Annotated in this window: 21 protein-coding genes; 7 read left to right on the top strand and 14 right to left on the bottom strand. The window is 67.8% G+C overall.

Annotation, left to right across the window (positions count from 1 at the left end; translation table 11 throughout):
• The first annotated feature begins 59 nt into the window (after positions 1–59).
• On the top strand, positions 60–983 hold the full coding sequence (locus BSZ36_RS06065; protein WP_179271052.1) for a GntR family transcriptional regulator: 924 nt from the start codon (positions 60–62) through the stop codon (positions 981–983).
• Between the two features lie 17 nt (positions 984–1000).
• Here the strand turns inward: BSZ36_RS06065 and BSZ36_RS19305 are convergent, their stop codons facing one another.
• The 7 genes from BSZ36_RS19305 to dnaG all read right to left on the bottom strand — a co-directional run bounded on the left by BSZ36_RS19305 (position 1001) and on the right by dnaG (position 8811).
• Positions 1001–1150: a hypothetical protein gene (locus BSZ36_RS19305; RefSeq protein WP_179271051.1), complete on the bottom strand. Its 150-nt coding sequence runs from the start codon at positions 1148–1150 to the stop codon at positions 1001–1003.
• The gene (locus BSZ36_RS06060; RefSeq protein WP_094547002.1) at positions 1143–1661 is read right to left on the bottom strand and encodes a plastocyanin/azurin family copper-binding protein; all 519 of its coding nucleotides are present in this window, start codon (positions 1659–1661) and stop codon (positions 1143–1145) included. Before BSZ36_RS06060 ends, BSZ36_RS19305 begins: the two co-directional genes overlap by 8 nt.
• A 111-nt stretch (positions 1662–1772) precedes the next feature.
• A complete protein-coding gene (locus BSZ36_RS06055) occupies positions 1773–2234 on the bottom strand; it encodes an SRPBCC family protein (RefSeq protein ID WP_094547000.1) in 462 nt (153 codons plus the stop codon).
• Between the two features lie 394 nt (positions 2235–2628).
• Positions 2629–3207 (bottom strand): YdeI/OmpD-associated family protein, encoded by a 579-nt coding sequence (locus tag BSZ36_RS06050; protein WP_094546998.1) that lies wholly within the window; start codon positions 3205–3207, stop codon positions 2629–2631.
• A gap of 138 nt (positions 3208–3345) precedes the next feature.
• Complete coding sequence (locus BSZ36_RS18855) at positions 3346–4188, bottom strand: HNH endonuclease (protein ID WP_143536783.1); 843 nt, start codon at positions 4186–4188, stop codon at positions 3346–3348.
• Between the two features lie 276 nt (positions 4189–4464).
• A complete protein-coding gene (gene ppk1 / locus BSZ36_RS06045; protein ID WP_218827580.1) occupies positions 4465–6828 on the bottom strand; it encodes a polyphosphate kinase 1 in 2364 nt (787 codons plus the stop codon).
• A 102-nt stretch (positions 6829–6930) separates the two neighbouring features.
• Complete coding sequence (gene dnaG, locus BSZ36_RS06040; RefSeq protein WP_179271050.1) at positions 6931–8811, bottom strand: DNA primase; 1881 nt, start codon at positions 8809–8811, stop codon at positions 6931–6933.
• A 181-nt stretch (positions 8812–8992) separates the two neighbouring features.
• On the opposite strand from dnaG, the gene BSZ36_RS06035 reads away from it, so the two are divergent.
• The 5 genes from BSZ36_RS06035 (at position 8993) to BSZ36_RS06015 (ending at position 12493) form a co-directional block, all read left to right on the top strand.
• Positions 8993–9247 (top strand): hypothetical protein, encoded by a 255-nt coding sequence (locus BSZ36_RS06035; RefSeq protein ID WP_179271049.1) that lies wholly within the window; start codon positions 8993–8995, stop codon positions 9245–9247.
• Between the two features lie 132 nt (positions 9248–9379).
• On the top strand, positions 9380–10009 hold the full coding sequence (gene pyrR / locus BSZ36_RS06030) for a bifunctional pyr operon transcriptional regulator/uracil phosphoribosyltransferase PyrR (RefSeq protein WP_094546992.1): 630 nt from the start codon (positions 9380–9382) through the stop codon (positions 10007–10009).
• Positions 10006–11025, top strand: a complete 1020-nt coding sequence (locus BSZ36_RS06025) for an aspartate carbamoyltransferase catalytic subunit (protein ID WP_094546989.1) — start codon at positions 10006–10008, stop codon at positions 11023–11025. The genes pyrR and BSZ36_RS06025 overlap by 4 nt, the downstream gene beginning before the upstream one ends.
• Complete coding sequence (locus BSZ36_RS06020; RefSeq protein WP_094546986.1) at positions 11022–12005, top strand: polysaccharide deacetylase family protein; 984 nt, start codon at positions 11022–11024, stop codon at positions 12003–12005. The genes BSZ36_RS06025 and BSZ36_RS06020 overlap by 4 nt, the downstream gene beginning before the upstream one ends.
• Entirely contained in the window at positions 12002–12493 is a 492-nt protein-coding gene (locus BSZ36_RS06015; RefSeq protein WP_094546984.1) for an ATP-dependent zinc protease family protein, read from the top strand. The genes BSZ36_RS06020 and BSZ36_RS06015 overlap by 4 nt, the downstream gene beginning before the upstream one ends.
• A gap of 132 nt (positions 12494–12625) precedes the next feature.
• On the opposite strand, the gene BSZ36_RS06010 is transcribed toward BSZ36_RS06015, so the two are convergent.
• Positions 12626–14236 (bottom strand): GMC family oxidoreductase, encoded by a 1611-nt coding sequence (locus tag BSZ36_RS06010; protein WP_094546982.1) that lies wholly within the window; start codon positions 14234–14236, stop codon positions 12626–12628.
• Between the two features lie 154 nt (positions 14237–14390).
• On the opposite strand from BSZ36_RS06010, the gene BSZ36_RS20140 reads away from it, so the two are divergent.
• On the top strand, positions 14391–14798 hold the full coding sequence (locus BSZ36_RS20140; protein ID WP_094546980.1) for an energy transducer TonB: 408 nt from the start codon (positions 14391–14393) through the stop codon (positions 14796–14798).
• Positions 14799–14826: 28 nt separating this feature from the next.
• Here the strand turns inward: BSZ36_RS20140 and BSZ36_RS06000 are convergent, their stop codons facing one another.
• From BSZ36_RS06000 to BSZ36_RS05975, 6 genes are all read right to left on the bottom strand, one after another.
• A complete protein-coding gene (locus tag BSZ36_RS06000; RefSeq protein WP_179271047.1) occupies positions 14827–15981 on the bottom strand; it encodes an acyltransferase family protein in 1155 nt (384 codons plus the stop codon).
• A 259-nt stretch (positions 15982–16240) separates the two neighbouring features.
• Complete coding sequence (locus BSZ36_RS05995) at positions 16241–17404, bottom strand: ribonuclease D (RefSeq protein ID WP_094546976.1); 1164 nt, start codon at positions 17402–17404, stop codon at positions 16241–16243.
• Positions 17405–17484: 80 nt separating this feature from the next.
• Positions 17485–18069: a redoxin domain-containing protein gene (locus BSZ36_RS05990; protein ID WP_094546974.1), complete on the bottom strand. Its 585-nt coding sequence runs from the start codon at positions 18067–18069 to the stop codon at positions 17485–17487.
• Positions 18066–18614 (bottom strand): TlpA family protein disulfide reductase, encoded by a 549-nt coding sequence (locus tag BSZ36_RS05985; RefSeq protein WP_094546972.1) that lies wholly within the window; start codon positions 18612–18614, stop codon positions 18066–18068. Before BSZ36_RS05985 ends, BSZ36_RS05990 begins: the two co-directional genes overlap by 4 nt.
• A 403-nt stretch (positions 18615–19017) precedes the next feature.
• Complete coding sequence (locus tag BSZ36_RS05980; protein WP_094546970.1) at positions 19018–20613, bottom strand: M14 family metallopeptidase; 1596 nt, start codon at positions 20611–20613, stop codon at positions 19018–19020.
• Positions 20613–22157, bottom strand: a complete 1545-nt coding sequence (locus BSZ36_RS05975) for a sodium-dependent transporter (protein ID WP_094546968.1) — start codon at positions 22155–22157, stop codon at positions 20613–20615. The genes BSZ36_RS05980 and BSZ36_RS05975 overlap by 1 nt, the downstream gene beginning before the upstream one ends.
• Positions 22158–22193: the final 36 nt, after the last annotated feature.

Genomic DNA, 22193 nt, shown 5'->3' with positions numbered 1-22193 from the left:
AGGCGAGCCCCCGGACGCGGGCGCTACCGGCGGAGGCGCCAGAGGCGGTAGGTTCGGCCATGATCACGCTGGACCGCGATGCCCCCCTTTCCGTCGGCGAGCAACTCGTCGAGCAGCTCCGCTTCCAGGTCGCGGCCGGGCAGTACAAGCCGGGCGACCGGCTACCGTCCACGCGCGCGCTGGGCGATCAGGTCGGCGTCTCGTTCCATACCGTCCGAAAGGCATACCAGCGGCTAGCGGACGAGAACCTCTTGGAAGTGCGCCGCGGCGGCGGCTATTTCGTGTCCCAGCCCGTCCCGCTGTCCACGGCGGAGCGGATGGAGCGCGGTTCGGCGACGGTCCAGGACGCGCTGCAGAAGCTCGTCGCTCTGGGCTTGGACGAGGAGGAGATGGACTACGTCGTGCAAGAGCAACTGGCCTACTTCGAGCGCCCCGGCGCGCGGCGTACGCTCCTGTTCGCGGGTCCGTACCGGGAGCTGGCCGAGGCCGGCGCCGAGCAGGCCAGCGCGGCGCTGCAAGAACGCGTCGAGGCCGTGTTGGTGGCCGACCTTCGCCGTCATGCGGAGGCCGACGCCGTGATCGCGCCTCTGGCGTCGATCCAGGTGGTCAAGCGCGCCGTTCCAAAGGCGGAGGTGGTGGGCGTGGACGTGCGGTTTCCGTACGACACGCTGGAACGCGTCGCGCAGCGCGCGAAGGGCGAGACCGTGGCGCTCATCACGCGCAGCCGCGACGGCGCCGCGCCCATTGAGGCCGCGTTGCGGGAGCAGTCCGGCTTCGACGGGGCGTTTATCGCCATCACGACCGACGAGGAGCGCCGCCGCATTGAGCAGGTGGTCCGCCAGGCCGACCTCGTGTTGTACACGCCCGGCGCCCGGCGCCGCGTACGCGCCCTCGCCCAGACCAACGAGCGCCCGCACGCCGAGGTCGCGCCCGTCGTCACGCAGGAATCGCTGGAACGCGTGCGGCAGACGGTGGGGCGCTAGCCTCTGGCACCAGAGGCCTACATCCAGCGCCGCTTTACGTCATCGTAGGCGTCGCCGTGTTCGTCGCGCAGCCGCTTGACCTCGCGGCGCCGACGCCACACCTCTACGATCGCGCCCACAACGCCGACCGCAGACACGACCACGAGGATCTTGAACAGGCTACTCATTGCCCGAGTCATCGCCCGAGGCTTCATCGGGACCGGCCTCTGGCGCCGTCGAGACCAGCACGCCCTGCATGTACTGGAAGTGGCCGGGGTACGTGCAGATAAACGGGTAGCGCCCGGGGGGCGGCATCGTGAAGACGACGGCCTGGCGCTCGCCCGGTCCCGCCAGAGGCGTGTTGACGACGATGGCCGGGTCCTCCGGGATGTTGTCCGCCGCCCCCGCTGCAGCCTTCCCCACGCGGTCGATGGCGGCGGCCGTGTTGAGCACGACGACGTTGTGGATCATCGCGCGGCTCGTCGTCTCCGTGTTGTCCATCACGAGGCGCACGCGGGCGCCCGCCGGAGCGGAGATCTCGCCGACCGCGTAGGCCATCGCGTTCTTCTCCGCGGGCACGACGAGTTCGACGTCTACCGTATCAGCGAAGATGGCTTCCTGATCCGGGCTCGGGGTCACCTCGCCCCCGCCGCAGGCGGAGAATGCAAAGAAGGCTGTCAGGAGGAGAAGCGCGCGCATGAGCCGTCTGTGGAGTGAGACGGGGAAGGTTGCTGCCTCTGGCGCCAGAGGCAAGGCGCGGCGCTCGAAATCGCGGGGAAAGGGGCGCGACGCCAGAGGCCTCTGGCGGGACTACACGGACGACGTTTGCTCCGCGGCGTTCTTGATCTCCCGACCGCGCGCCGCGATGAGCCGAGCGAGGTACGGCCGGAGTACGGCGCGCTCTACTGCGAGGCCGAGCGGCCACAACGGCGCGGCGAACTGGAGCCGGTCGCGCATGAGCGTTCCGCTCGCCGATGGCTCGAAGATGTGGTCGTGCGCGAACGAGCGGAATGCACCACGCACCATCACGTCGCGAAACTGGTGGGGCTTCTCGAACGACACGATGCGCGCGCGGAGGCGCTGTCGGACGCCAAGGTGCCGTCCCTCGAACTCAACCTCATCCCCCAACTCCAGCAGCGAGTGCTCCGGGCGGTGTGTGACGCGCTCCCCGGTGTGAGCAAGCGAGCGGGCGTGGAAATCGACGTCACGGGCGAGGTCGAAGCAGACCTCGGGCGGGGCGGCGATGTGCGTCTGGACTTCCAGATTGATCATGGGACAAGGCCTCTAGACAGTTGCGGCCCGGTCTCAGTAGTCAACGACCGGTGACGATCGTCTCATGACTCCAGCGGTGTTGATGCTGAGGGACTCATTGCGGTACCAGATGCTACGGCAGCCGAAGAAGAGGCTTACCGCCCATAGAATGACAGCGATTCCAAGCTGAAGAGGTACTTGTAGTCCTCCATTGAGTAGCCGTCAGAATTCAGCATCTAGGCAGCATATCGCAGGGCCGTTTCGCCGCGCCAGACGGCGGCGCCGCAAGGATGAGTGTTGGATACGCCGACGCCCAGACGATCCAGCAATGCTCGCGCCTGGCGTCGGCCTACAGCGGCGGGTTCTAAGCCGCCTTACTCCTCGCCTGCCGCCCCGAAGACACTTCCTCACAACCCTAGCCCGGCGTCTCTCCACGGTCCAGCATGCCCATGAACCCCTCGAACCTCCTCCGTCGGGTCTCGGGCCTCTTCGCCGTCATCAGCCCGATCGCGATGGTGTAACGGCTCGACTTGTTCAGCGTCTCGAACACCCGCTTCGCCTCCGGCCGGTCCTCGAGCGCCGCCACGAAGTCCGCAGGGACCTCTGTCTCGCTCGGTGGCGCGTAGGCGGCCTCCCACCGGCCGTCCGCTTTCGCGTCTCGGACACACCTGAGCCCCGGTTCCTCCATCCGCCCCTCGGCCGTCAGGCGAGCCACGTGCTCCGTGTTCCTCTTCGACCAACGGCTCCGGGCTGTCCTCGGGGTGATCCGTTGGAGATAGGCCTGATCGTCGAACGACTTCTTGATTCCGTCAATCCAGCCCCAGCACAGGCTCTCCGCCACGATATCGTCCCAGGTGACGCTCGGGACCCCGGACCTCTTCTTGAACACCTTGACCCAGAGCTCGCTCTCGGTGGCATGGTTGGCCCTGAGCCACCTACCGAGGTCTCCCGACGAAGCGAAAGCCAGCGTTCTTGCGGGGTCGACTTCAGGCATAGTGCGGACCTGGCGGTAGAACAGTTGGCGGCTCAGCCGCCCAGGGCAGCGACCGCGAGGGTTGAACGAAGCGAAAGTAGCGCCGACGCCCGGACGAGCCGAGGACGCTGGAGCCCTGGGTCGGCCTGCAGCCGCGGGTTATGCTGCCGTGGATTTAGCGATGACTGCGTTGTGATACCTGACGGACTCAGTCGAGAGACTTGGGTGCCGATCAGGATCAAGTTTGACCGCGCCGTAATCGAGGAGGACGTGACAGTTCGGGCAAACGCAAAGGATGTTGTCTCGCACATCGAGGCCAGAGTGAGAGCCACCGAGCGGCCTGACGTGATGAGACTCCGCATATGGTTTTCCTGGACCGAGCAGAAGCCGGATGCCGCAAAGTCCGCACTCGTAGCCTGCCGCCTCCTTCACCGACTTTGCCAGCGCAGTGTCCCGGATGATGCGCTCAGTTACAGAAAGGGCGCGCGGAGGAGGCTCCGCGACGCGACCTCCAATATCAGGCAGCGAATAGTCGCTGGGCTCGGAAGCGGGAGCGTCCGGGTCTGAGTCGCTGCCAAAGAGAGGCTCCCAACGGTTGTAGAACTCACTAACGCGGTGCGTGGACCGCGCCCTACCTGCAGGCTCGAACTCGTGGGTGTCCACGTAAAGCGTGAAGTTCGGCACCTGCTTTTGACCTCCGAGGCTAGCTCCGTCAATCATTCGGGCGAAGTCCTGAACCGGAAAGATGTATGCAGCGGCAGCGGACCCGCAGGCGTAGACGAAGAAGTCAACGGTCGGAGCCTCGTAAAACTCAGGTGTCACATCGAACCAGTACTTGTCCGCCGACTTCTGGCTAGCAGCCCGAAGGTTGACGACATGGAGATCATTGACTCTGTAGTTGAGGGCGCGGCCCGGCATACGGATTACGCTGTCAGCACCGCTGCGGAGTCGGTGAAGAACGTCCTCTCTAATCTCTTTTGCGCTCTGGATTCCGTGAGGCATCTTCTTTCGGTTCGGGCCTGATAGTATCGGCACGACGTGTAGGTGTTCAAGTCACGCAGGGGCGAGGCAGCATAACAAGTGTTAGCAGGCGCCTCGCCGGATAAACCCGGCATAGCGTGCCAGATAATACTTCTCTATTCGCGCCCAGTAATCCGCCACGCAGGAGACCGGGGTTTGTCCCGCCTCCCGCCGGATAGAACAAGCCGCGCCAGAGGCCCGACGCGGCGCCCGTCTGTCACACCGCGAAGGAGGCGCACACGCCAGAGGCCTCTGGCGCTACCCCGCGAGGCTCCACACGCGGTCGTTCTCGGCCGTCCGGCGCCGGGCGCGGTGCATCAGCGTGTCGTGCAACGCGCGGATCGGGTCGCCGGGGGCGGGCTGGCGCTGGGTGTAGCGGCCGTCCGGGCCGAGGTCCCACGCGAGGCGGTTGTCCTCCAGGCAGAACTTGAGCGTGCGCGAGAGGCGGGCTTTGGCGTCCTCGTCCTCTACCTCGGCGATCACCTCCACGCGGTCGTCGAGGTTGCGGCGCATCCAGTCGGCGGAGCCGATGAGGATGTCGGGGTCGCCGTCGTTGTGGAAGTAGAAGATGCGGCTGTGCTCCAGAAAACGGCCGATGATGGACACCACGCGGATGTTCTCGGAGTAGCCCGGAAGGCCCGGCCGCAAGCGGCAGTGCCCACGCACGATGAGGTCGATCTGCACGCCCGCGCGGCTGGCGCGGTACAACTCACGGATGATGCCGGTATCGTCCAGCGCGTTCATCTTCGCCACGATCCGGCCGGTCCCGCTGAGCCGCTGGTGGTCGATCTCGCGGCGGATCAGCCGCACGAACTCACCCCGCAGATCGCGAGGCGCCACGTGGAGCGTTTTGTACACCTGGTCCGGCGCCAGGCCGGTCAGGTGGTGGAACAGCGCGATAAGGTCGGCGCCGATCTCCTCGCGGCAGGTCAGCAGGCCGAAGTCCGTGTATACGCGGGCTGTTTTCGGGTTGTAGTTCCCCGTCCCGACGTGGCAGTACGTGCGCAGGTCCCCTCTCTCCTCGCGCACGACGAGCGCCGTCTTCGCGTGCGTCTTCAGGCCCACAAGTCCGTAGGCCACGTGCGCGCCCGCGCGCTCCAGCCGCTGCGCCCACTCGATGTTGTTCTCCTCGTCGAAGCGCGCTTTGAGCTCTACCAGTACCGCCACCTGCTTGCCGCGCTCGGCCGCGCGAATAAGCGACTGCACGATGGGGCTGTCCTGGCTCGTGCGGTAGAGCGTCATCTTGATCGCGATGACGTGCGGATCGTCCGCGGCTTCCTGGATAAAGCGCTGCGTGCTGGCCGCGAACGACTCGTACGGGTGGTGCACCAGCACGTCACCCTCGCGGATGGCCGCAAAGATGTCGTCCTCGTCCTCGAATTCCCGGTGCCGGAGCCGGATCGGCACGACGGGCTCCCAGGGCAGGTACGTGTGCTCCGGCAGATCCAGCTTGCCCATCTCGAAGAGGCCCGAAAGGTCAATCAGACCATTGACCTCGAGCACGTCCTCCTTGTCCAGCCCCATCTCGCGCGTGAGCAGCTTGCGGGCCCGCTTGGGCATGTCGGACTCGACTTCGAGGCGCACGATGTCCGCGAAGCGCCTCTCGCGGAGTTCCTCCGAGATCATCGAGAGCAGGTCGTCGGCTTCCTCCTCGTTGCGCTCCACGTCCGCGTTGCGCGTCACGCGGAAGGCGTGCACGCCTTCCACCACCATGCCCGGGAAAAGCGCCGAGGCGTTGTGCCGGATCAGCTCTTCAAGCGCGATGAGGTGCTTGGGCTCGCCGGGCACGTTCAAGAACCGGCCTCTGGCGGTCGGCACCTTGAGCCGCGCGAAGTGCTCGGTCTCGCGCGTGGGGTGGCGCAGCGAGAAGGCGAGCGAGAGCGAGAGGTTGGAGATAAACGGGAACGGGTGCCCCGGGTCCACCGCCAGAGGCGTCAGGATGGGGAAGATCTGCGTGAGGAAGTGCCGGTCCAGCTTCTCGCGCTGCTTCTCGGTCAGAGAGTCGTAGCTGCGGATCTCGATGCCCTCCTCGGCCATGCGAGGCAGGAGCGTGTCCGTCCACACGTCGTCCAGAGCGGTCATCATCGTCCGGGCGGACTCGCGAGCGATCTCCAACTGATCGGTCGGCAGGCGGCCATCGGGCGAGAGCTGCCGCACGCGCGCGCCGATCTGCCGCTTGAGCCCCCCCACGCGCTTGCGGTAGAACTCGTCCATGTTGTTGGCCGTGATCGCCAGGAACGTGACGCGCTCCAAGAGCGGCGTCCGCTCGTCCAGTGCCTGCGAGAACACGCGCCAGTTGAAGTCCAACCAGCTCAGCTCGCGGTTGAACAACAGCGCCGGGTGGTCCAGCGGCGCCCCGTCCGGGACGGGCTGCGGCTCCACGGCCTGCGGCAGCGTGGGCTCCATCGTCGCCTTGTCGCCGAGGGCCTCTGGCGGTCCTTCCAGCAGGATCGGGGCGCTCACGTCCAGCGTCGCGACGCCCTCCCCCGCGACGGCCTCGGGCAACGCGCTCGACGCCCCCGCTTCTGCGGGCGCGCCCTCCGGCAGGGTATCGGCGCCAGAGGCGGGGGCGGGGCGGTCGGAGGGGTTCTCGGCGGATTCCATCAAGCGGGGTGGTGACATGAACGGCAGTCTACGCAGCAGCGGCCCGAGGGTGCCCCCGCACCCGCCGATCGCGCGGCCTCTGGCGCCAGAGGCGCTGCCCGGCGGACCGTGCGCCAGAGGCTAGGCGGCGGTGAGGAACTCGCCGCGGTCGATCTGGCTGCGGAGAGTCGCCAGCTCGACGACCTGCTGCTGGAGGTCCGAGGTGTCGCCGCCCAGCCGCTCGGCGTGGAGCAGGTGCCGCTTGGCGTCCTCGATGGCCTCTTCCACGCGAGCCATTTTGAGCTGCTTCATCGCGCTGTTGGCGGCTTTGAGCGGGTGCGGGTCCTTGCCTGCGATCTCCATTCCCATCTTACGCTCCCAGTTGTCCGAAGCCTGGTGCCGCTCGGCGATCGCCTCCACGACGAGCGCTCGGATGGCCTCGCCGTGCTCCCCTTGCACGAATGGCTGCGGGTCCACCTTGGCCTCGTGGAACTGCTCCAACAGCAGCTCCACGGTCTGCCGAACGGGGCCGGGCGCGAACTCCTCCAGGCTCATGTGAGTCAGCACATGCTCCACCATCATGATCCCGTGGCGGAGCATGAGGCGGAGCAGCTCGTGTTCCTGCGGACGCACCGAGACGACGACGGGCGCGGCGGCCTCTGGCGCCAGAGGCGGGAGCTCGGCCTGACGCTTTGGGCGGGGCGCGCGGGCACCGGACGTGCCCTCGAACTGCTGGCGGAGGTCGGCGTCGGGCACGTCGAGGGCCTGGGCGGCACGGCGGAGGTAGCCGTCAAGGAGGATGGGGTTCTTGACGCGGCGGACGGCGGCGAGCACCTTCTCGGCGGTCGCGAGCGTGCCCTCTGGCGTGGCGAGGGCGCCTTCGCGGCGGGCGCCGCTCACCAGGAAGTCCACGAAGTCCATCCGCTCATCGCGGAGGATGGTGCGGAACGCGTCGGCGCCGAACTGGCGGACAAACGAGTCGGGGTCGGCGCCGTCGGGTAGCGAGACGGCGTAGGGCGCGAGCCCGGCGTCCAGCGTCACCTCCACGCCTTTCCGGGCGGCGCTGCGGCCCGCGTCGTCGGCATCGAACAGGAGCACCACGCGCTGCACGTCCAGCCGCGAGAGGCCGTCCATTTGCTGCGGCGTGAGCGCCGTACCGCTCGCGGCCACGACGTTCTGGATGCCCGCCTGCCACAGCGAGACCACGTCGGCGTAGCCCTCCACGACGATGACCTCCTGCTGCGTGCGGATGTCGCGCTTGGCCTGCTTCATCCCGTAAAGCACGCGGCTCTTGTGGTACACCTCCGTCTCGGGCGTGTTGATGTACTTGGCCGGCTTGTAGTCGTCCGAGGCCGTCGGCGTGTCCGGCAAGATGCGCCCGCCAAAGCCCAGCACCTTCCCGATAGGCGAGAGGATGGGGAACATGAGCCGGTCGCGGAACACGTCGTAGTGCCCCCCGCCGTTGCGCGGTTTGGCCAGCCCCACATCTTCCAAGATCTGCGTGCTGAAGCCCGCGCCAGAGGCGGCCGTGACGAGCCCGTCCCACCCCACCGGCGCCGCGCCGATGCCAAAGGCCCGGATGGCCTCTGGCGTGAAGCCGCGGCCCTTGAGGTACTCCAGCGCGCGGGCGCCGCTCTCCTTGCTGAGTTGCTCGTAGTAGAACCGCGCCGCAAAGCGGAGCGCGGCGTGGAGCGAGGCCTTGTGGTCGTCCTCTGGCGAGGCGCCCTCTTCGGCGATCTCGATGCCAGCGCGGTCCGCCAGAAGCCGCACGGCGTCCAGGAAGCCCACGCCTTCCATCTCCTGCACGAACTTGAACGTGTCGCCGCCGCGGCGGCACCCGAAGCAGTAGTACAGCCCCTCGTTGGGGTCCACGGAAAAGCTGGGCGACTTCTCGTTGTGGAACGGGCACAGCCCCACAAACCGGCGCCCCTGCTTTTTCAGTTTGACGCGGTCGCTGATCACGTCCACGATGTCCGACGCGTGTCGGACCTCGTCGATGGTGCTGTCGGAGATGCGGGCCATGGCGGGGGTTCGGGCTTTTGAGAGTAACGCCACACGGGCGGACGAGGACGTGTCAGCCGGGTGAAAGTGAGGCCGGAATTCCACGCCGCGGCCCGTGCCTCTGGCGCCAGAGGCGCGGGGCGTGGAACCGCGAGGGCACGCCGCCGATTCGACAGGCCCCATCTCTGAACCCCTCCCGACCATGGCCGAAGACCAGACTCCCCCCACCGAACAGGACCTCCCCCCCGGCGAAGGGGGCACCATGCACTACGGCGGCACCGACGCCGCGTACGACGGCATGGCTGACAAGAACGAGGGCGACGCCGCCGACGCCGCCAACCGCGTGGACCGCACCGACATGGACGGCCTCGACGAGGACCCGGACCGGACCAACATGGAGTACCCCAAGGGCTCCGCGCCGCCGCACCCGGCCCCCGGCGACAACTCGAACGTCTAGCCCATCCCGGCACCCGTTCTCCGGCCTCTGGCGCCCCGTGCGCCAGAGGCCGCGTTGTGTTCGGACCGTTCTCCTCGCCAGAGGCACAATCCTCTCTGGCAACAGTCCGCCCCGGCGCGGTAGCTTTGGCGCATGTCCGAGACCTCGCCCGGCGCTCCTCCCCTCTCCCCCGGCGACGCCCCCAAGGCCCTCCTCATGGACGCCGCCGACGTCGGGCGCACGCTGGACCGGCTGGCCCGCCAGATCGTGGAGCACCTGGACGACGACGCCGAGCCCGCGGACCGGCTCGCCCTGATCGGGATGCAGACCCGGGGCGCGCACCTCGCGCGGCGCCTGCGCGACCGCATCGAGGCGTTCGAAGGCGTCCGCCTCCCCCTCGGCGTACTCGACGCGACGTTCTACCGCGACGACCTTCGCCTCGGGCCTCTGGCGCCAGCCGTCTCCCCGACCGACATCCCGTTCGACCTCACGGACCGTCGGCTCGTCCTCATCGATGACGTGGTGTACACCGGCCGCACCACGCGCGCCGCGCTGGACGCCCTGCTCGACCTTGGCCGCCCCGCCAGCGTCCGGCTCCTGGCGTTTATCGACCGCGGCTTGCGCGAGCTGCCCGTCGCGCCCGACTTGGTGGGCCGCGAGGTGCCGACCGAGCCCGACGAACGCGTCCGCGTGCGCCTAACCGAAGAGGACGGCGTAGACGGCGTCTGGCTCGTACAAAAGACCTCCTCTGGCGCCCCCCACGCCCCCGCCGAGACCGCATGAGCGACGCGATCCAGACTCCCGCCAGCGGCCGACTCCAGCACCGGCACCTGCTCGGCTTGGCGGACTACTCCGCCGACGAGATCCGGCTCATTCTCGAAACCGGGCGCGCGTTTCGAGACGTCTTGGATCGCCCCATCAAACGCGTCCCCAGCTTGCGCGGCGTGACGTGCGTCAACCTGTTCTACGAGTCCAGCACGCGCACGCGGCTCTCGTTCGAGTTGGCCGAAAAGCGCCTCTCGGCGGACGTTGTCAACTTCAGCGCCAGCGGCTCCAGCGTGAGCAAGGGCGAGACGCTGAAGGACACCGCGCGCAACATCGAGGCGATGAAGATCGACCTCGTCGTCGTGCGGCACCGGAGCGCGGGCGCGCCGCAGTTCCTCACGCGCTGCCTGGACTCCGTGATCGTCAACGCAGGCGACGGGCAGCACGAGCACCCCACGCAGGCGCTTCTGGACGCGAGCACGATCGCCAACCTGGACATTCCGCGCCTGCCCGGCCTCTCGCGCTTCGATTTCTCTGGGCTCCGCGTCAGCATTATCGGCGACATCGCGCACAGCCGCGTGGCGCGCTCCAACATCTACGCCCTCACCGCGCTCGGCGCCGAGGTCACGCTGTGCGGCCCCCGCACGATGATGCCGTTCGGCATCGAAGCGCTCGGCGCGCGCGTCACAGACCGCTTGGATGAAGCGCTGGAAGGCTGCGACGTGGCCATGACGCTCCGCATCCAACTGGAACGCCAGGGCGCGGGCCAGAACGGCCTGTTCCCCAGCCTCCGTGAGTACCACGACCGGTTCGGCCTTCGCGGCGATCACCTGGAGGCCAATCCGGACCTCTGGGTGATGCACCCCGGCCCGGTCAACCTCGGCGTCGAGCTCGCGGGCGAGGTCGCGGAGTCAGATCGCGCGGTGATCCTCAGCCAGGTCACCAACGGCGTCGCCGTACGCATGGCCGTGCTGTACCTCCTCGCCGGCGGGACCGCCGCGCGGATGCAGTCGGCCTCTGGCGGGGGCGAATGACGCGCGCGCTCCACTCCCTCGCCGTTCTGGCCACATTGCTCGTTGTCACCGCCGCGTGCGCGCAGCCCGCGCCGGATTCAGTATCCCCGGCCGCGTCGGCGCCAGAGGCCGGCCGCGCGATGGCGGTCACCATCGACGATCTGCCCGTCGGGCGCGGTCACAACCTCGCGTGGATGCAAAACGTCACGCGCGGCTTGCTGGCCCAGATCGAGGCCTCTGGCGTTCCCGTGGTGGGCTTCGTGAACCAGGAGAAGATCGACCGCGAGGGAGAACGCGAGGCCCGCACAGCGCTTCTCCAAGGCTGGGTAGATGCCGGGCACGAGTTGGGCAACCACACCTACTCGCACCCCTCGCTGTTCAGCACGCCTCTGGCGGACTTCCAAGACGACGTGATCCGCGGTGAGCCCCTGACGCGCGCGCTTCTCCGCGCCAGAGGCTCGGCACCCACGGACTCGCTCCGGTACTTCCGGCATCCCTACCTCAACGTCGGCCCGGACTTGGACACCAAGCGCGCCTTCGAGGCCTGGATCGGCGCCAGAGGCTACCAGATCGCGCCGGTTACGCACGACAACGCGGAGTACATCTACGCGCTGGCCTACGACCGCGCGATCGAGGCAGAGGACGCCGCCCTGCAGGCGCGAATCGCCGACGCTTATATCGCGTACATGGATACCACTGCCGCGTACTTCGAGGGCCTCTCGCGCGACCTCTTCGGCCGCGAGATTCCCGGCGTGCTGCTTCTCCACGCGAACGCGCTCAACGCGGACCACTTCAACCGACTGATGGACGCGTTTCGCGCCAGAGGCTATGCGTTCGTGCCTCTGGCGGAAGTACTGCAAGACCCGGCGTACGCATCCGAGGACACGTATACCGGCCGCGCCGGGATGTCCTGGCTTCAGCGCTGGGCCATCACGCGAGACATCCCGTTCACCTCCGAGCCGCTGCCCGACGGCTGGGTTCAGACCGTCGCCTACCCATGAGCGCCCCCCTTCCCGCCTCTGGCGCTCTCACCACCGTCGGATGGCGCGAATGGGTCGCCTTCCCCGACCTCGGCCTTCCGGCCGTCCGCTGCAAGGTGGACACTGGCGCGGCCACCTCGTCGCTCCACGCGAGCCGCATCGAAACGTTCGAGCGAGACGGCGAGCCCTGGGCGCGGTTCGTCGTGCGGCCTTTTTTCCGCCGGCACCGGCAGGTGAGGGTCCGCTGTGAAGCTCCGATCGTCGATGAGCGACATGTGCGCTCCTCCAGCGGTCACGAGGACCTCCGCATAGTCGTTGGGGTGACGCTCCGCCTCGGCGTGCGCTCAGACGCGCCGCAGTGGCCCATCGAGGTCACGCTCGCGGACCGGGCCAGCATGCAGTTCCCCATGCTCCTCGGCCGCGAGGCCATGAAAGGCCGCGTCGCCGTCGATCCCGGCGCGTCGTTCCTGCTCGGTCACGTGGAGCACGCCGCGGCGCTTTACGAGTAGCCTCTGGCGCCAGAGGCCCGGGCCGCCTACCCAATTCGGCAGGATCCGCGACGCGGCGACCTATGGTTCAGTCCTCACTGAACCGAGATCGCCTCGCTTCGCTCGCGCTGGCACCGGTTTGGATAGGGTGTCTTATGCGCCTGCAGCGCCAGAGGCCGTAGCCGTCGCGGGTTCGGAGATGCGACCGAGGATCAGGTCCGCGGCGCGCTCGGCGATCATCTTGGTCGGCGCGTCGGTGTTGCCGTTGGGGACGGTGGGCATCACGCTCGCATCGACCACGCGGAGACCGTCCACGCCGCGCACGCGCAGCGCGAGATCGACGACCGAGGCGTCGTCCGGGCCCATGCGGCATGTGCCGACCGGGTGGTACAGCGTCTCGGCAGTCTGCCGGATTTGCTCGGCGATCTCGGCGTCCGTGTTCGCGTCTGCCATCGCGTCCATCGCCCGGCCGCGCAGCGTGCGGTACGCCGGCTGATCCGCGATCTCGCGCGCCATCCGCACGCCCGCGACGAGCGCCGCGATGTCTTCCGGCTCCGCGAAGTAGTTGGGGTCGATGTCCGGGTGCTCCATCGGGTCCGAGGAGCGCAGCGTGATCGACCCGCGCGACTTCGGCGTCACGAGCGTCGGCCCGAGCGAGAAGCCGTGGGCCTCTGGCGCCTGGAAGCCGTGCTCGTAGAAGAGCGCTGGCGCGACGTGGAACTGGAGGTCCGGGATCACGCCGCCGCCCGACGAGTGCGCAAACAGACCCGCCTCCGCGATGTTGGACGCCAGCATCCCGCTGCGGCCCAGGAGGTACCGCGCGACCTGCCCCAGCGTCTCGGCGTCCATCAGCGACGTGCCCTCCTTCGCCTCCCATCGCACGCCCACAATCGGGTGATCGTGGAGGTTCTGCCCCACGCCAGAGGCGTCCACGGCCACTTCGATCCCATGCTCGCGCAGGTGCGAGGCCGGGCCGATGCCGGAGAGCATCAGGAGCTGCGGCGTATTGATCGCGCCACCGCACAGGATCACCTCGCCAGAGGCCTCGGCCCGCCGCCGCACGCCGCCTTGCACGTACTCCACGCCTCTGGCGACGCCGCCCTCCACGATCACGCGGGAGACGTGCGCGCCGGTCTCGACGCTGAGGTTCGGCCGCTTCATCGCGGGCTTGAGAAACGCCGTGGCCGCGGAGACGCGCCGGCCGCCGCGCTGGGTGAGTTGGTAGAGACCGGCCCCCTCCTGCTCGGCGCCGTTGAAGTCGTCGTTGAGGTCGTGCCCGGCTTCGCCAGCGGCCTGCACAAAGGCCTGGGAGAGCGGGCTCGGGCTACGCGGGTCTTCCACCCTCACCGGTCCGCCCTGTCCGTGGTACGCGTTTCGGATCCGAGCGTTGTCCTCGGACTTCTTGAAGTACGGCAGCACGTCGGCGTAGCCCCATCCCGTGCATCCGTTCGCGGCCCAGCCGTCGTAGTCCGCGCGGTGGCCGCGGATGTAGATCATCGCGTTGATGCTGGACGAGCCGCCGAGCACCTTGCCGCGCGGCCAGAACCACTCGCGGTCAGCGGCGTGCCTCTGGCGGACGGTGTGGTAGCCCCAGTCGGCGTCGGTCTTGAACAGCCTGGAGAACGTGGCCGGAATGCGGATCTCGGGGCGCGTGTCCGGGCCGCCCGCTTCGAGAAGGAGCACTCGGGCGCCAGAGGCCTCGGTGAGCCGGTCGGCGAGGACGCAGCCGGCGCTGCCGGCGCCGATCAGGATGTAATCGTACATGGTGGGGCGCCGGAGGTAGCGCGTTGTCGCAGTGCGGCAAGATCGCACCGCCAGAGGCCTCTGGCGTCGGAAGCACTCGTAGAACGGCATCATCATACCTTGCGCCGTGCGAGCGTCCACCCTTCGATTTGTTCTCGCTGTCGCGGCGGCCTGTATGCTCCAAAGCTGCCGGACGCCACAACTGCGGACGGTCCGTGCGGTGTGTGGCATAGCCTATTCTGCTGTCCCGGTTGGGCTTCCAGCCGTTTCTGCGAGTATGACCGCTGAGGACCATCCCATTCTCGCCCCGTGGACTCAGGACCTCATCAGGTCCACCGGATACCCCGAGTTCGCGCGGCGAGCCCAAGTAGAGGGTCTTGTTCGCCTCAATGTGCGAGTCAACCCGTCGGGGCGTGCCGACAGCCTATCGGTTCTGCACCCTACCCCACACCCTATTCTGGTCGATGCGGCGAAGGAAGCCGTTCAGAAAATGCGGTTCGCTCCAGGCCCTGTGGACACCACTCACATACGCATCGGCTTGAACTTCAGCCTGTATCCGCCCCCTATCGCTGGCAAAGAGTGACCGCCGATCGCGTCAGAGGCCCCTGGCGCTACGCCCCCGCCTCTGGCGCGACCGGACCTGCGAAACCAGACGGCGAGACTCGCGGCGTGGGCTGAAGCACGCGGTACCGCCCTTTGAGACGGATAAAGAACGACTCGAAGTAGCGGTACGAGAGCGACGCGCCGAAAATGGCGAGCGCCATCGTGAGCCCGTTGATTACGAGGATACTGCCCGCGAAGCCGAACACCTCATCCAGCCGGAACTGCAAGAACACGAACAACACGAAGTTGAGCGCGATCATGTGGTACATGTAGATCCCGTAGGAGATCTGCCCGAGGTAGTCCAACGCCTCTGAGCGCAGCGTAAACAGCTTGTTCGGGTTGAAGCCGAAGTTGAACACGAGGTAGGAGAACAGCCACGCGTCCGCGAGGTGCAGCGCCCACGGCGCGAGCGCGGCCTGGAGCACGCCCGTCGTGTAGTAGAGCATCGCGAGGCCGAGCGCGAGCGCCTGCACGGGCTTCGAGAACACGGCGTGGCTGAAGTCGCCCTGGCCTCTGGCGGCCCACGTCCCGAAGAGTCCGCCCGCGGCGAAGTAGTAGAAGAACATCTTGTACTTCAGGAGCACCGCCGCCAGAGGCGAGAACCAGAACACGGCACCGAAGACGACGAAGAACGCGGCCAAGAACGGCGCGAACAACTGGGACGGGAGGTACTTCGAGAGCGGCCCCCACAGGATGTAGAACTGCTCCTCAATCCCGATGGACCACAGCACGACGAGGATGCCGCCGGTATCGTACGAGTAGGCAAAGATGTTGGGCAGGAACAGCACGTTGTACGCCAGCGCCTCTCCAATGCTGTACTCCACCTCGAACGGCATCCCCACCATCGGCAGGATCACGTTGTAGTAGAGCAACCCGAATCCGAGGACGAGGAAGTACACCGGCCAGATGCGCAGCGCGCGGCGGATGTAGAACTGCCGGATGCTGACCGTCCCGTGCTTCGCCTTTTCCTTGATGAGGAGATAGGTAATCAGGAACCCGCTCAGCACGAAGAACCCGTACACCGCCTCCTCTCCCCGGTTCAAGACGGACAAGCCGCTCCATGACGGCATGCCAACCGTCGCGGAGATGTCTGGCACGTGGAAGACGACGACCAGCGCCGCGAGCAAAAAGCGGACGGGGTCGAGGTTGGGGATTCGGGACAACGGCGGGGAGCAGGCTCGCGAAGCAGACCGCTCGGCACTGTGCCGGCGGCCCATCACTCGTCAGTCTCACCTCAGGAAAGATGCGCGCCAGAGGCCACGCCCTTGCTGTTCACCCCAAGCGATGGGAACAGAATATCCGCATATCGCTCGACCGAACCCGATTTGATCGCCTCACACGTCCCTATTCCTCCACGCCAGAGGCCGTTGTAGGCGCTGCTAGTGCGCCTCTGGCGTCAGATCCTAGGACCAGATCCCGGCGTTAAGCCACGTCCGGCCAGCCTTCGCGCTCGTTGAGCCGCACGGCGCTCTCGCCGCCGAGAAAGCGCAGGATGTCCTCGCCGATGAACTCCCGACGCCAGCCTTGGAGGACGGGGTGCGCCTCTGGCGAGGCGTCGGCGCCGGCCTCCACGAGGTCAGAGAGTTGGGACTTCGTGGCTGCGAGTTGGGGGTCCACGTCATCCAGCGTGCATCGGCCGGCGACAAGCCCCTGCACAACGTTGAGCTGCGCTTGCCGACGCTCCTCGTCGGGACCGGGGCGTCCACGCCTCTCGCGCGGCTCCGAGGGGGCGTTCTCGCCATCGCGCACCGCCTGGAGCAACCCATCGGCGTAGCGGCGGGCCTGGCGCCCGGTGAGCAAGCGGTCCAGATCGTTGGCCGAGCGCGGCCGGCGTTCGGCGACCTTGACCAGGTCGTCGTCGCCCAGCACCATGCGGCGCGTGCGGTCCAAGTCGCGCGCCTCGCGCTCGCGCCAGGCGGCGACGTGGCGGAAGATGGCGCGGCCCTGCGCGTCCAGTTTGCTGGCCCCGCGTGACTTGACGCGGTGCACAGCCTCCATCGGGTCGGCCTCCTCGAAGTTGGCCTCGTCCTCGTAGCGCTCCATCTCCTCCCACACCCAGTCCAGCCTCTGGCGCTTCTCGGCCTCCTCCACGATCTTGTCGCGGACATCGAGCGAGTAGCGGACGTCGTTCTCCGCGTAGTGCAGTTGGGTCTCGGAAAGCGGGCGGCGGAGCCAATCGGACCGCGTGGCGCCCTTGTCCAGCGTCACGCCAGAGGCCCACTCCACAGCGTCTTGCAGCGAGGCCGTCGCGCTCTGCCCGACGAAGCCGGCGGCGCGCTGCGTGTCGAACACGTTTTGCGGCAGGTAGCCTGTGGCCCGCGCGAGGATCTGGAGGTCCTGCAACGCGTCGTGCAGAACGACTTCGGTATCCGGATCGGCCAGGAGCTCTCCCAAGGGCGCGAGGTCGTCGCCCGTGAGCGCGATCGTGTCCACGAGGTGCACGTCGTCACCGCCGAGGCCGATCTGGACGACGCCGAGCGCGGCGTAGTACGTCCGCTCCCAGACGAACTCGGTATCGAGCGCCACGCAGTCTTGCTGGCGGGCTCGGGTGCACAGGTCGGCGAGGGCCTTTGGAGTGTCGATCATGGGAGCGTGCGGGTCAGGCCGCTAAGATCCGAACTCCGCCTCACACAAACCGCCCGGATTCTCGCCTCTGGCGCCAGAGGCTAGCGCGCGCGCTTGATGGTGCACCCGAAGGGCGTCGTGCGCTGGATCTCGACGGATTGCGCCGCGAGGTGCTGGTCCAGCGCCTGCTGGAGGTATTGGATAGTGACGCGCTCCGCGTCGGCCGGGCTGTCGTCGAGGGCGCCGGAGTAGAGCAGGCCGCCGTCGAAGAAGAACGCCTCTGGCGTCTGCGTGGCACCGAGCGCGTCGGCGAGCGTGGCCGTCGGGTCCAGAATCATCGGCGCGCCGACGGCCGCTGCGGTTGCGGCGAGGACCTCTGGCGTGCGCGTCACGCGGTTGGGGTCGTTGCTGGCCACCAAGACGACGCCGATGCCGTTGGCGGTCGCCGTCGCGTAGAGCTGCGCCATGCGCGCCTCGTAGCGGGACGTCCACGGGCAAACCGCGCTCCACATCACGACCACGAGCCCGCTCTCGCCAGCGGCCGCCGCAAGGGAAAGCGAGCCGCCGCCGACGGTCTCGAAGCTCTGCGCCGCCAGAGGCACCGGGTCGCCGATCGCGAGGGAGTCTTGCGCGAGCGCCAGAGGCGCGGCGAGGAGGAGAGCGGCGAGGGCGAGGAGTCGGGTCAAAGTTGCGTGGTGATGTCGATGGTCCCGTCTCGGACGCCCGCGACGAGCTCTGTGATCCGTTCGGGCGAGATCACGCCCATGTGCGCGCCCCGTACGATGCCCTCGGAGTCCATGACGAGCGTGTACGGGAGGCTAGCGGCAAAGCGGGGATTGAACTCCCCGGCCAGAGTCGTGTTGTCCGGCGAGACGTACGAGCGCTCGGTAACGCCCTGCTCATCTAGGAAGCGCCGCACCTTGTCCATCACCTCGGCGTCGTCCACCGACACGAACCGGACCTCGACTCCCTCCCCTTCCATCTCGGCGTCGTACGCCATCAGGTCGGGAAACTCGATGCGGCACGGCGCGCACCATGTCGCCCAGAAGTTGAGCACGGTCACCTCGTTGCCCTCTTCGATCACGTGGTCCACGAGTTGCGTCGCGTTCTCCACCTCGATCAGCGGCGAGCCGGTGGTTTCAACGCCAGAGGCCTCTGGCGTGGCACGATCAGGAGCGTCCGGCCCGCAGGCGGCGAGCGCGAGAGCTAGCAGGGGGATGTACTTGAGCATATCGGGATAACGAGCCTCTGGCGGGAATGAACGCAGCGGCGGGGAAACAGTGCCGGCCGTGGGCTAGGTGAACGGCCACACGAAGACGGGAGCAGTGAGAGCTCAGCCGCTAGCGCGACGCCTGCCAGGGCATACGCCACTGCCCTGAGGCTCCGGTAGAGGTAGGCGACGGCGCCGAGCGGCCCTGCGATGCCGAGTATGAAGCCTCCGGCGACTGTACCTAGCAAGATCACATACAGGCCCGCCTCAGTATCTGTCACGACACCTGACCGAACGAGCGCAGGCTGCGCTTCGCTTGTGAGAACGAACCCGAGCCACGTCCCCAACGCCGCAGTCAGCACTGAAATCACGGCGGCGAACACGACAATCTGTCTTCTGTTCGCGCGAGCATCCGCACGCTCCGTCACGGCTGGACGCGAAGGATGGGGTACGTGCGTCGCTCCGCCAGAGGCACGACCGCCCAGTTCACCACGCCGTCATCGCTGCGTGGCTCCAGGAGCATGAACGCGACGCGCGCCAGGGGTTGGTCCATCCGCACAAAGACGTATCTCTCGGGGTCGAGAGACGCCAGTCCGCCGCTCAGCGGCTCCCACGCGCCCCACGCCTCTTGCGCGCGCACACCTTGGAACGCGCGATCTGCCACGCGCACGCTGTCTATGCGGAAGCGCTGGAGCTCGCCAGGGGCGCCGAAGAAGCCCTGGGTGCGAATCCCGTGTGCCGCCAGGAGCTCTAGCACGGCCTCTTGCGAGCGCGGGATGACGTAGACAGCGGGCACGGTTTCGCGCTCCGTCGCGCCGAAGCGTGAGAAAACCGGCATGACCTCTGGCGTGCGCACCTCGCGCCGCTGGTACATGACCGCGCCCGTCTCCGGGTGGCGGAGCGTGTCCACGGCGCCGAGCAGGATCTCGCGCGTCTCCTCGGGCGCCGTGAAGCCGCCGCGGACCGCGAGCGAGTCGCCGATGAGTCTCTGGCGGTCCACGGCCTCAGTCGTGGCGCGGACGCCAGAGGCGTCGGCCCAGGCGTTGGCGAGGATCTCCTCGACGAAGCGCTTGCTCACCTGCACGCGCTCGTCGAACGGTGCGTAGGAATAGGCTTCGGAGAGGAGACCATAGCGGCCCCGGAGGCCGGCGTAGTTGGTCGAGAAGCGCGGCTGTGGGCTGAACGAGTACCAGCCGCGCGGGACCGAGGTGCCTTCGCCGAAGGCGCCGGGCACGTTACCGTAGTGCTCGGTCGCCATGTCGTCGGTCCGCAGGATCTCGCGCTGGATGGCCGGGATCCACCGCTGACGGAGGTCGCGGTCTATCGCCAGAGGCGTATTGGGCGAGAGCGGCGGCGCGAAGGTCAGGTGATAGCCCATAAACGTGCCGTTCGTCGTGTGGAGGTCCACGACCACGTGCGGGTCCACGTCGCGCATCAGCCCCACGAGGGCGCGGGCCTCTGGCGAGGCGAGCTTCATAAAGTCGCGGTTGAGGTCCAGGCCCTCGGCATTGGGCCGCTGCCCCATCCCGCCGACCGGCCCCAGTTGCGCCGGCCGGTTGCCGTACTCCACGCGCTCGTTGCCATCGGCGTTGTAGATCGGCGCGATCATCACGACGAGGCTGTCCGCCCATTCGGCGTGGGCGCCACTGGCGAGATCGCGCAGGATCATGAGCGCGGCCTCTTTGCCTGCCACCTCGCCGGCGTGGATGTTCGCGAAGACGAGCACGCGCGCTTTGCCCGTCGCGCGGATGGCCTCTGGCGCGACCGACTCGGAGCCCCAGACGGCCAGAGGCAGATCGCGGCCCTCGGCGCTCTGGCCGAAAAACGTCCACGCCACGCTCTCCCCGGCCGGGAGCGTCTGGAGCGCGCCCATGAACGCGATCACGTCGTCGTAGGTGGAGGTCTCCGCGTATCCGGTCGCCTCGGCACGCGTCAGCAGCGCCAGAGGCTGATCCGGGAGGCGCGTGCCGCCGCAGCCGCTGACGAGCGCCGCGAGGGCGATGATTAGGGAGGCGCGCATTAGGGCGTAACGGGGAGATCGGTGGAACTGGCGTTCGCCAGAGGCGCCGGGTCGGGCTCGGTACGCGCGAGGCGGCGGAGCATCCACCCGTTGGCGAGGTAGAGGCCGATCAACGCCACGCCCCACTGGAGCAGGCACGTCGCGGCGGAATACGGCTCGAACGGGTCGAGCGCGTTCTCGGAATAGGCCGTCGCGGCGAGGTATAGCCACCAGCCGAGCAGGACGATGGCCTGCGCCGGAATCGCGTAGGTGATCCACGCGTCCCACAAACGTGGCAGCTTCCAGTCCTCTGGCGTCGCGATGTCCTCGCGCAGACGCGACGCGCCGTAGCGGATGACTGCCAGCGCGATAAAGGCGCCCGATAGCATCAGCGCCACGCCCCAGACGAAATCCTGGTTGCCGAACATGTCGCCCGACAGCGCGCTCGGCACCCCGATCAGGAAGCCGACCACGCCGACTCCGATCACGGCCTTTTTCCGGTCGATCCCGAAGTCCACGATCACGCGCGTCGAGAGCTCGATCATGCTCAGCAGGCTGCTCACCGCTGCAAACGCGAGCGCGAGGAAGAACAGAACCGCCAGAGGCCGGCCCAACGGCATCTCGGCGAACAGTTGAGGCATCCAGATAAACGTCATGCCCGTCCCGCGGTCGCCGCTGCTTTTCATCAGGTCGAGGATCTCGGTCTGGCTCTGCCCCGCCGCGCCCAGGACGGCGAACACGATCCCGAAGATCATCGTCCCCGCCAGAAGCGAGACCATGTTGTTGCCCACGCCGGTCAGGACCGCGTTGCGCACCACGCCGTCCTCGCGGCGCATGTAGGCCGCGTAGGTAAGGATGAGGCCCCAGCCCGCGCCGGTGTCCCACGCGTTCTGCGTCAGCGCGTCCAGCCAGACCTCTGGCGCCGTGAGCGTCCCCCAGTCAGGCGTAAAGAGGAACGCGACGCCTGCGCCAGACCCTGGCAGCGTCACCGCCCGGATCACCGCGATCACGACGATCACCAGCAGCGACGGCACGAGAACCTTGTTGGCGCGCTCGATCCCCTTCACGCCGCCGCTGACGGCCCACACGCCGAGCCCCATCATGAGCGCGTGCAGCGCGACGGGCCACAGGCTGCCCTGAAACGCTTCCCAGCCCGCCATGGACGCCTCTTGCGTGACAGGTAGCCCGGCCAGCGTGCTCTTGCCGAGGTAGAACGCCGTCCATCCCGCCACGACGCTGTAGTAGCACATGATGGCCGCGGCCACGAACGCCACGAACGCGCCCAACCACGCCACCTTGCCGCCCGCGAGCGTGCTAAACGTGCCGACGACGCCGCGCCGCCCACGCTGCCCCAGCGCGTACTCCGCGATGATCAGCGGGATGCTCCACGCGACGAGAAACACGAGCCAGGCGACGAGGAACGCGCCCGCACCACCGTCCCCGGCGTTCGTCGCCGCGATGCGCGGAAAGCGCCAGATGTTGCCGGTGCCGACGGCGATGCCGAGAACGCTGAGGATCAGGCCCCAGCGCGAGGTAAAGCGTTGGGTGGAGGACGATTCGGCCACAGGCGATCGGGAAGGTGCGGCGCTAAGATCGCGAGA

Source organism: Rubricoccus marinus, from assembly GCF_002257665.1.
In the GTDB taxonomy this organism is placed as follows: Bacteria; Bacteroidota; Rhodothermia; order Rhodothermales; family Rubricoccaceae; genus Rubricoccus; species Rubricoccus marinus.
Note: the sequence above shows the minus strand (reverse complement) of the source record. Positions and strands in the feature narration are given on the sequence as shown.

Bases quoted from the DNA above. Each gene is read 5' to 3' on its own strand.
- BSZ36_RS20140 (WP_094546980.1), top strand. From the start codon at position 14,391: ATGCTCCAAAGCTGCCGGACGCCACAACTGCGGACGGTCCGTGCGGTG.
- BSZ36_RS05985 (WP_094546972.1), bottom strand. From the start codon at position 18,614: ATGCTCAAGTACATCCCCCTGCTAGCTCTCGCGCTCGCCGCCTGCGGG.
- BSZ36_RS06050 (WP_094546998.1), bottom strand. From the start codon at position 3,207: ATGCCTGAAGTCGACCCCGCAAGAACGCTGGCTTTCGCTTCGTCGGGA.
- BSZ36_RS06035 (WP_179271049.1), top strand. From the start codon at position 8,993: ATGGCCGAAGACCAGACTCCCCCCACCGAACAGGACCTCCCCCCCGGC.
- BSZ36_RS06015 (WP_094546984.1), top strand. From the start codon at position 12,002: ATGAGCGCCCCCCTTCCCGCCTCTGGCGCTCTCACCACCGTCGGATGG.
- BSZ36_RS05995 (WP_094546976.1), bottom strand. From the start codon at position 17,404: ATGATCGACACTCCAAAGGCCCTCGCCGACCTGTGCACCCGAGCCCGC.
- BSZ36_RS06020 (WP_094546986.1), top strand. From the start codon at position 11,022: ATGACGCGCGCGCTCCACTCCCTCGCCGTTCTGGCCACATTGCTCGTT.
- BSZ36_RS06010 (WP_094546982.1), bottom strand. From the start codon at position 14,236: ATGTACGATTACATCCTGATCGGCGCCGGCAGCGCCGGCTGCGTCCTC.
- BSZ36_RS19305 (WP_179271051.1), bottom strand. From the start codon at position 1,150: ATGAGTAGCCTGTTCAAGATCCTCGTGGTCGTGTCTGCGGTCGGCGTT.
- BSZ36_RS06025 (WP_094546989.1), top strand. From the start codon at position 10,006: ATGAGCGACGCGATCCAGACTCCCGCCAGCGGCCGACTCCAGCACCGG.
- BSZ36_RS05980 (WP_094546970.1), bottom strand. From the start codon at position 20,613: ATGCGCGCCTCCCTAATCATCGCCCTCGCGGCGCTCGTCAGCGGCTGC.
- BSZ36_RS06065 (WP_179271052.1), top strand. From the start codon at position 60: ATGATCACGCTGGACCGCGATGCCCCCCTTTCCGTCGGCGAGCAACTC.
- BSZ36_RS06055 (WP_094547000.1), bottom strand. From the start codon at position 2,234: ATGATCAATCTGGAAGTCCAGACGCACATCGCCGCCCCGCCCGAGGTC.
- pyrR (WP_094546992.1), top strand. From the start codon at position 9,380: ATGTCCGAGACCTCGCCCGGCGCTCCTCCCCTCTCCCCCGGCGACGCC.
- ppk1 (WP_218827580.1), bottom strand. From the start codon at position 6,828: ATGTCACCACCCCGCTTGATGGAATCCGCCGAGAACCCCTCCGACCGC.
- BSZ36_RS06060 (WP_094547002.1), bottom strand. From the start codon at position 1,661: ATGCGCGCGCTTCTCCTCCTGACAGCCTTCTTTGCATTCTCCGCCTGC.
- BSZ36_RS18855 (WP_143536783.1), bottom strand. From the start codon at position 4,188: ATGCCTCACGGAATCCAGAGCGCAAAAGAGATTAGAGAGGACGTTCTT.
- dnaG (WP_179271050.1), bottom strand. From the start codon at position 8,811: ATGGCCCGCATCTCCGACAGCACCATCGACGAGGTCCGACACGCGTCG.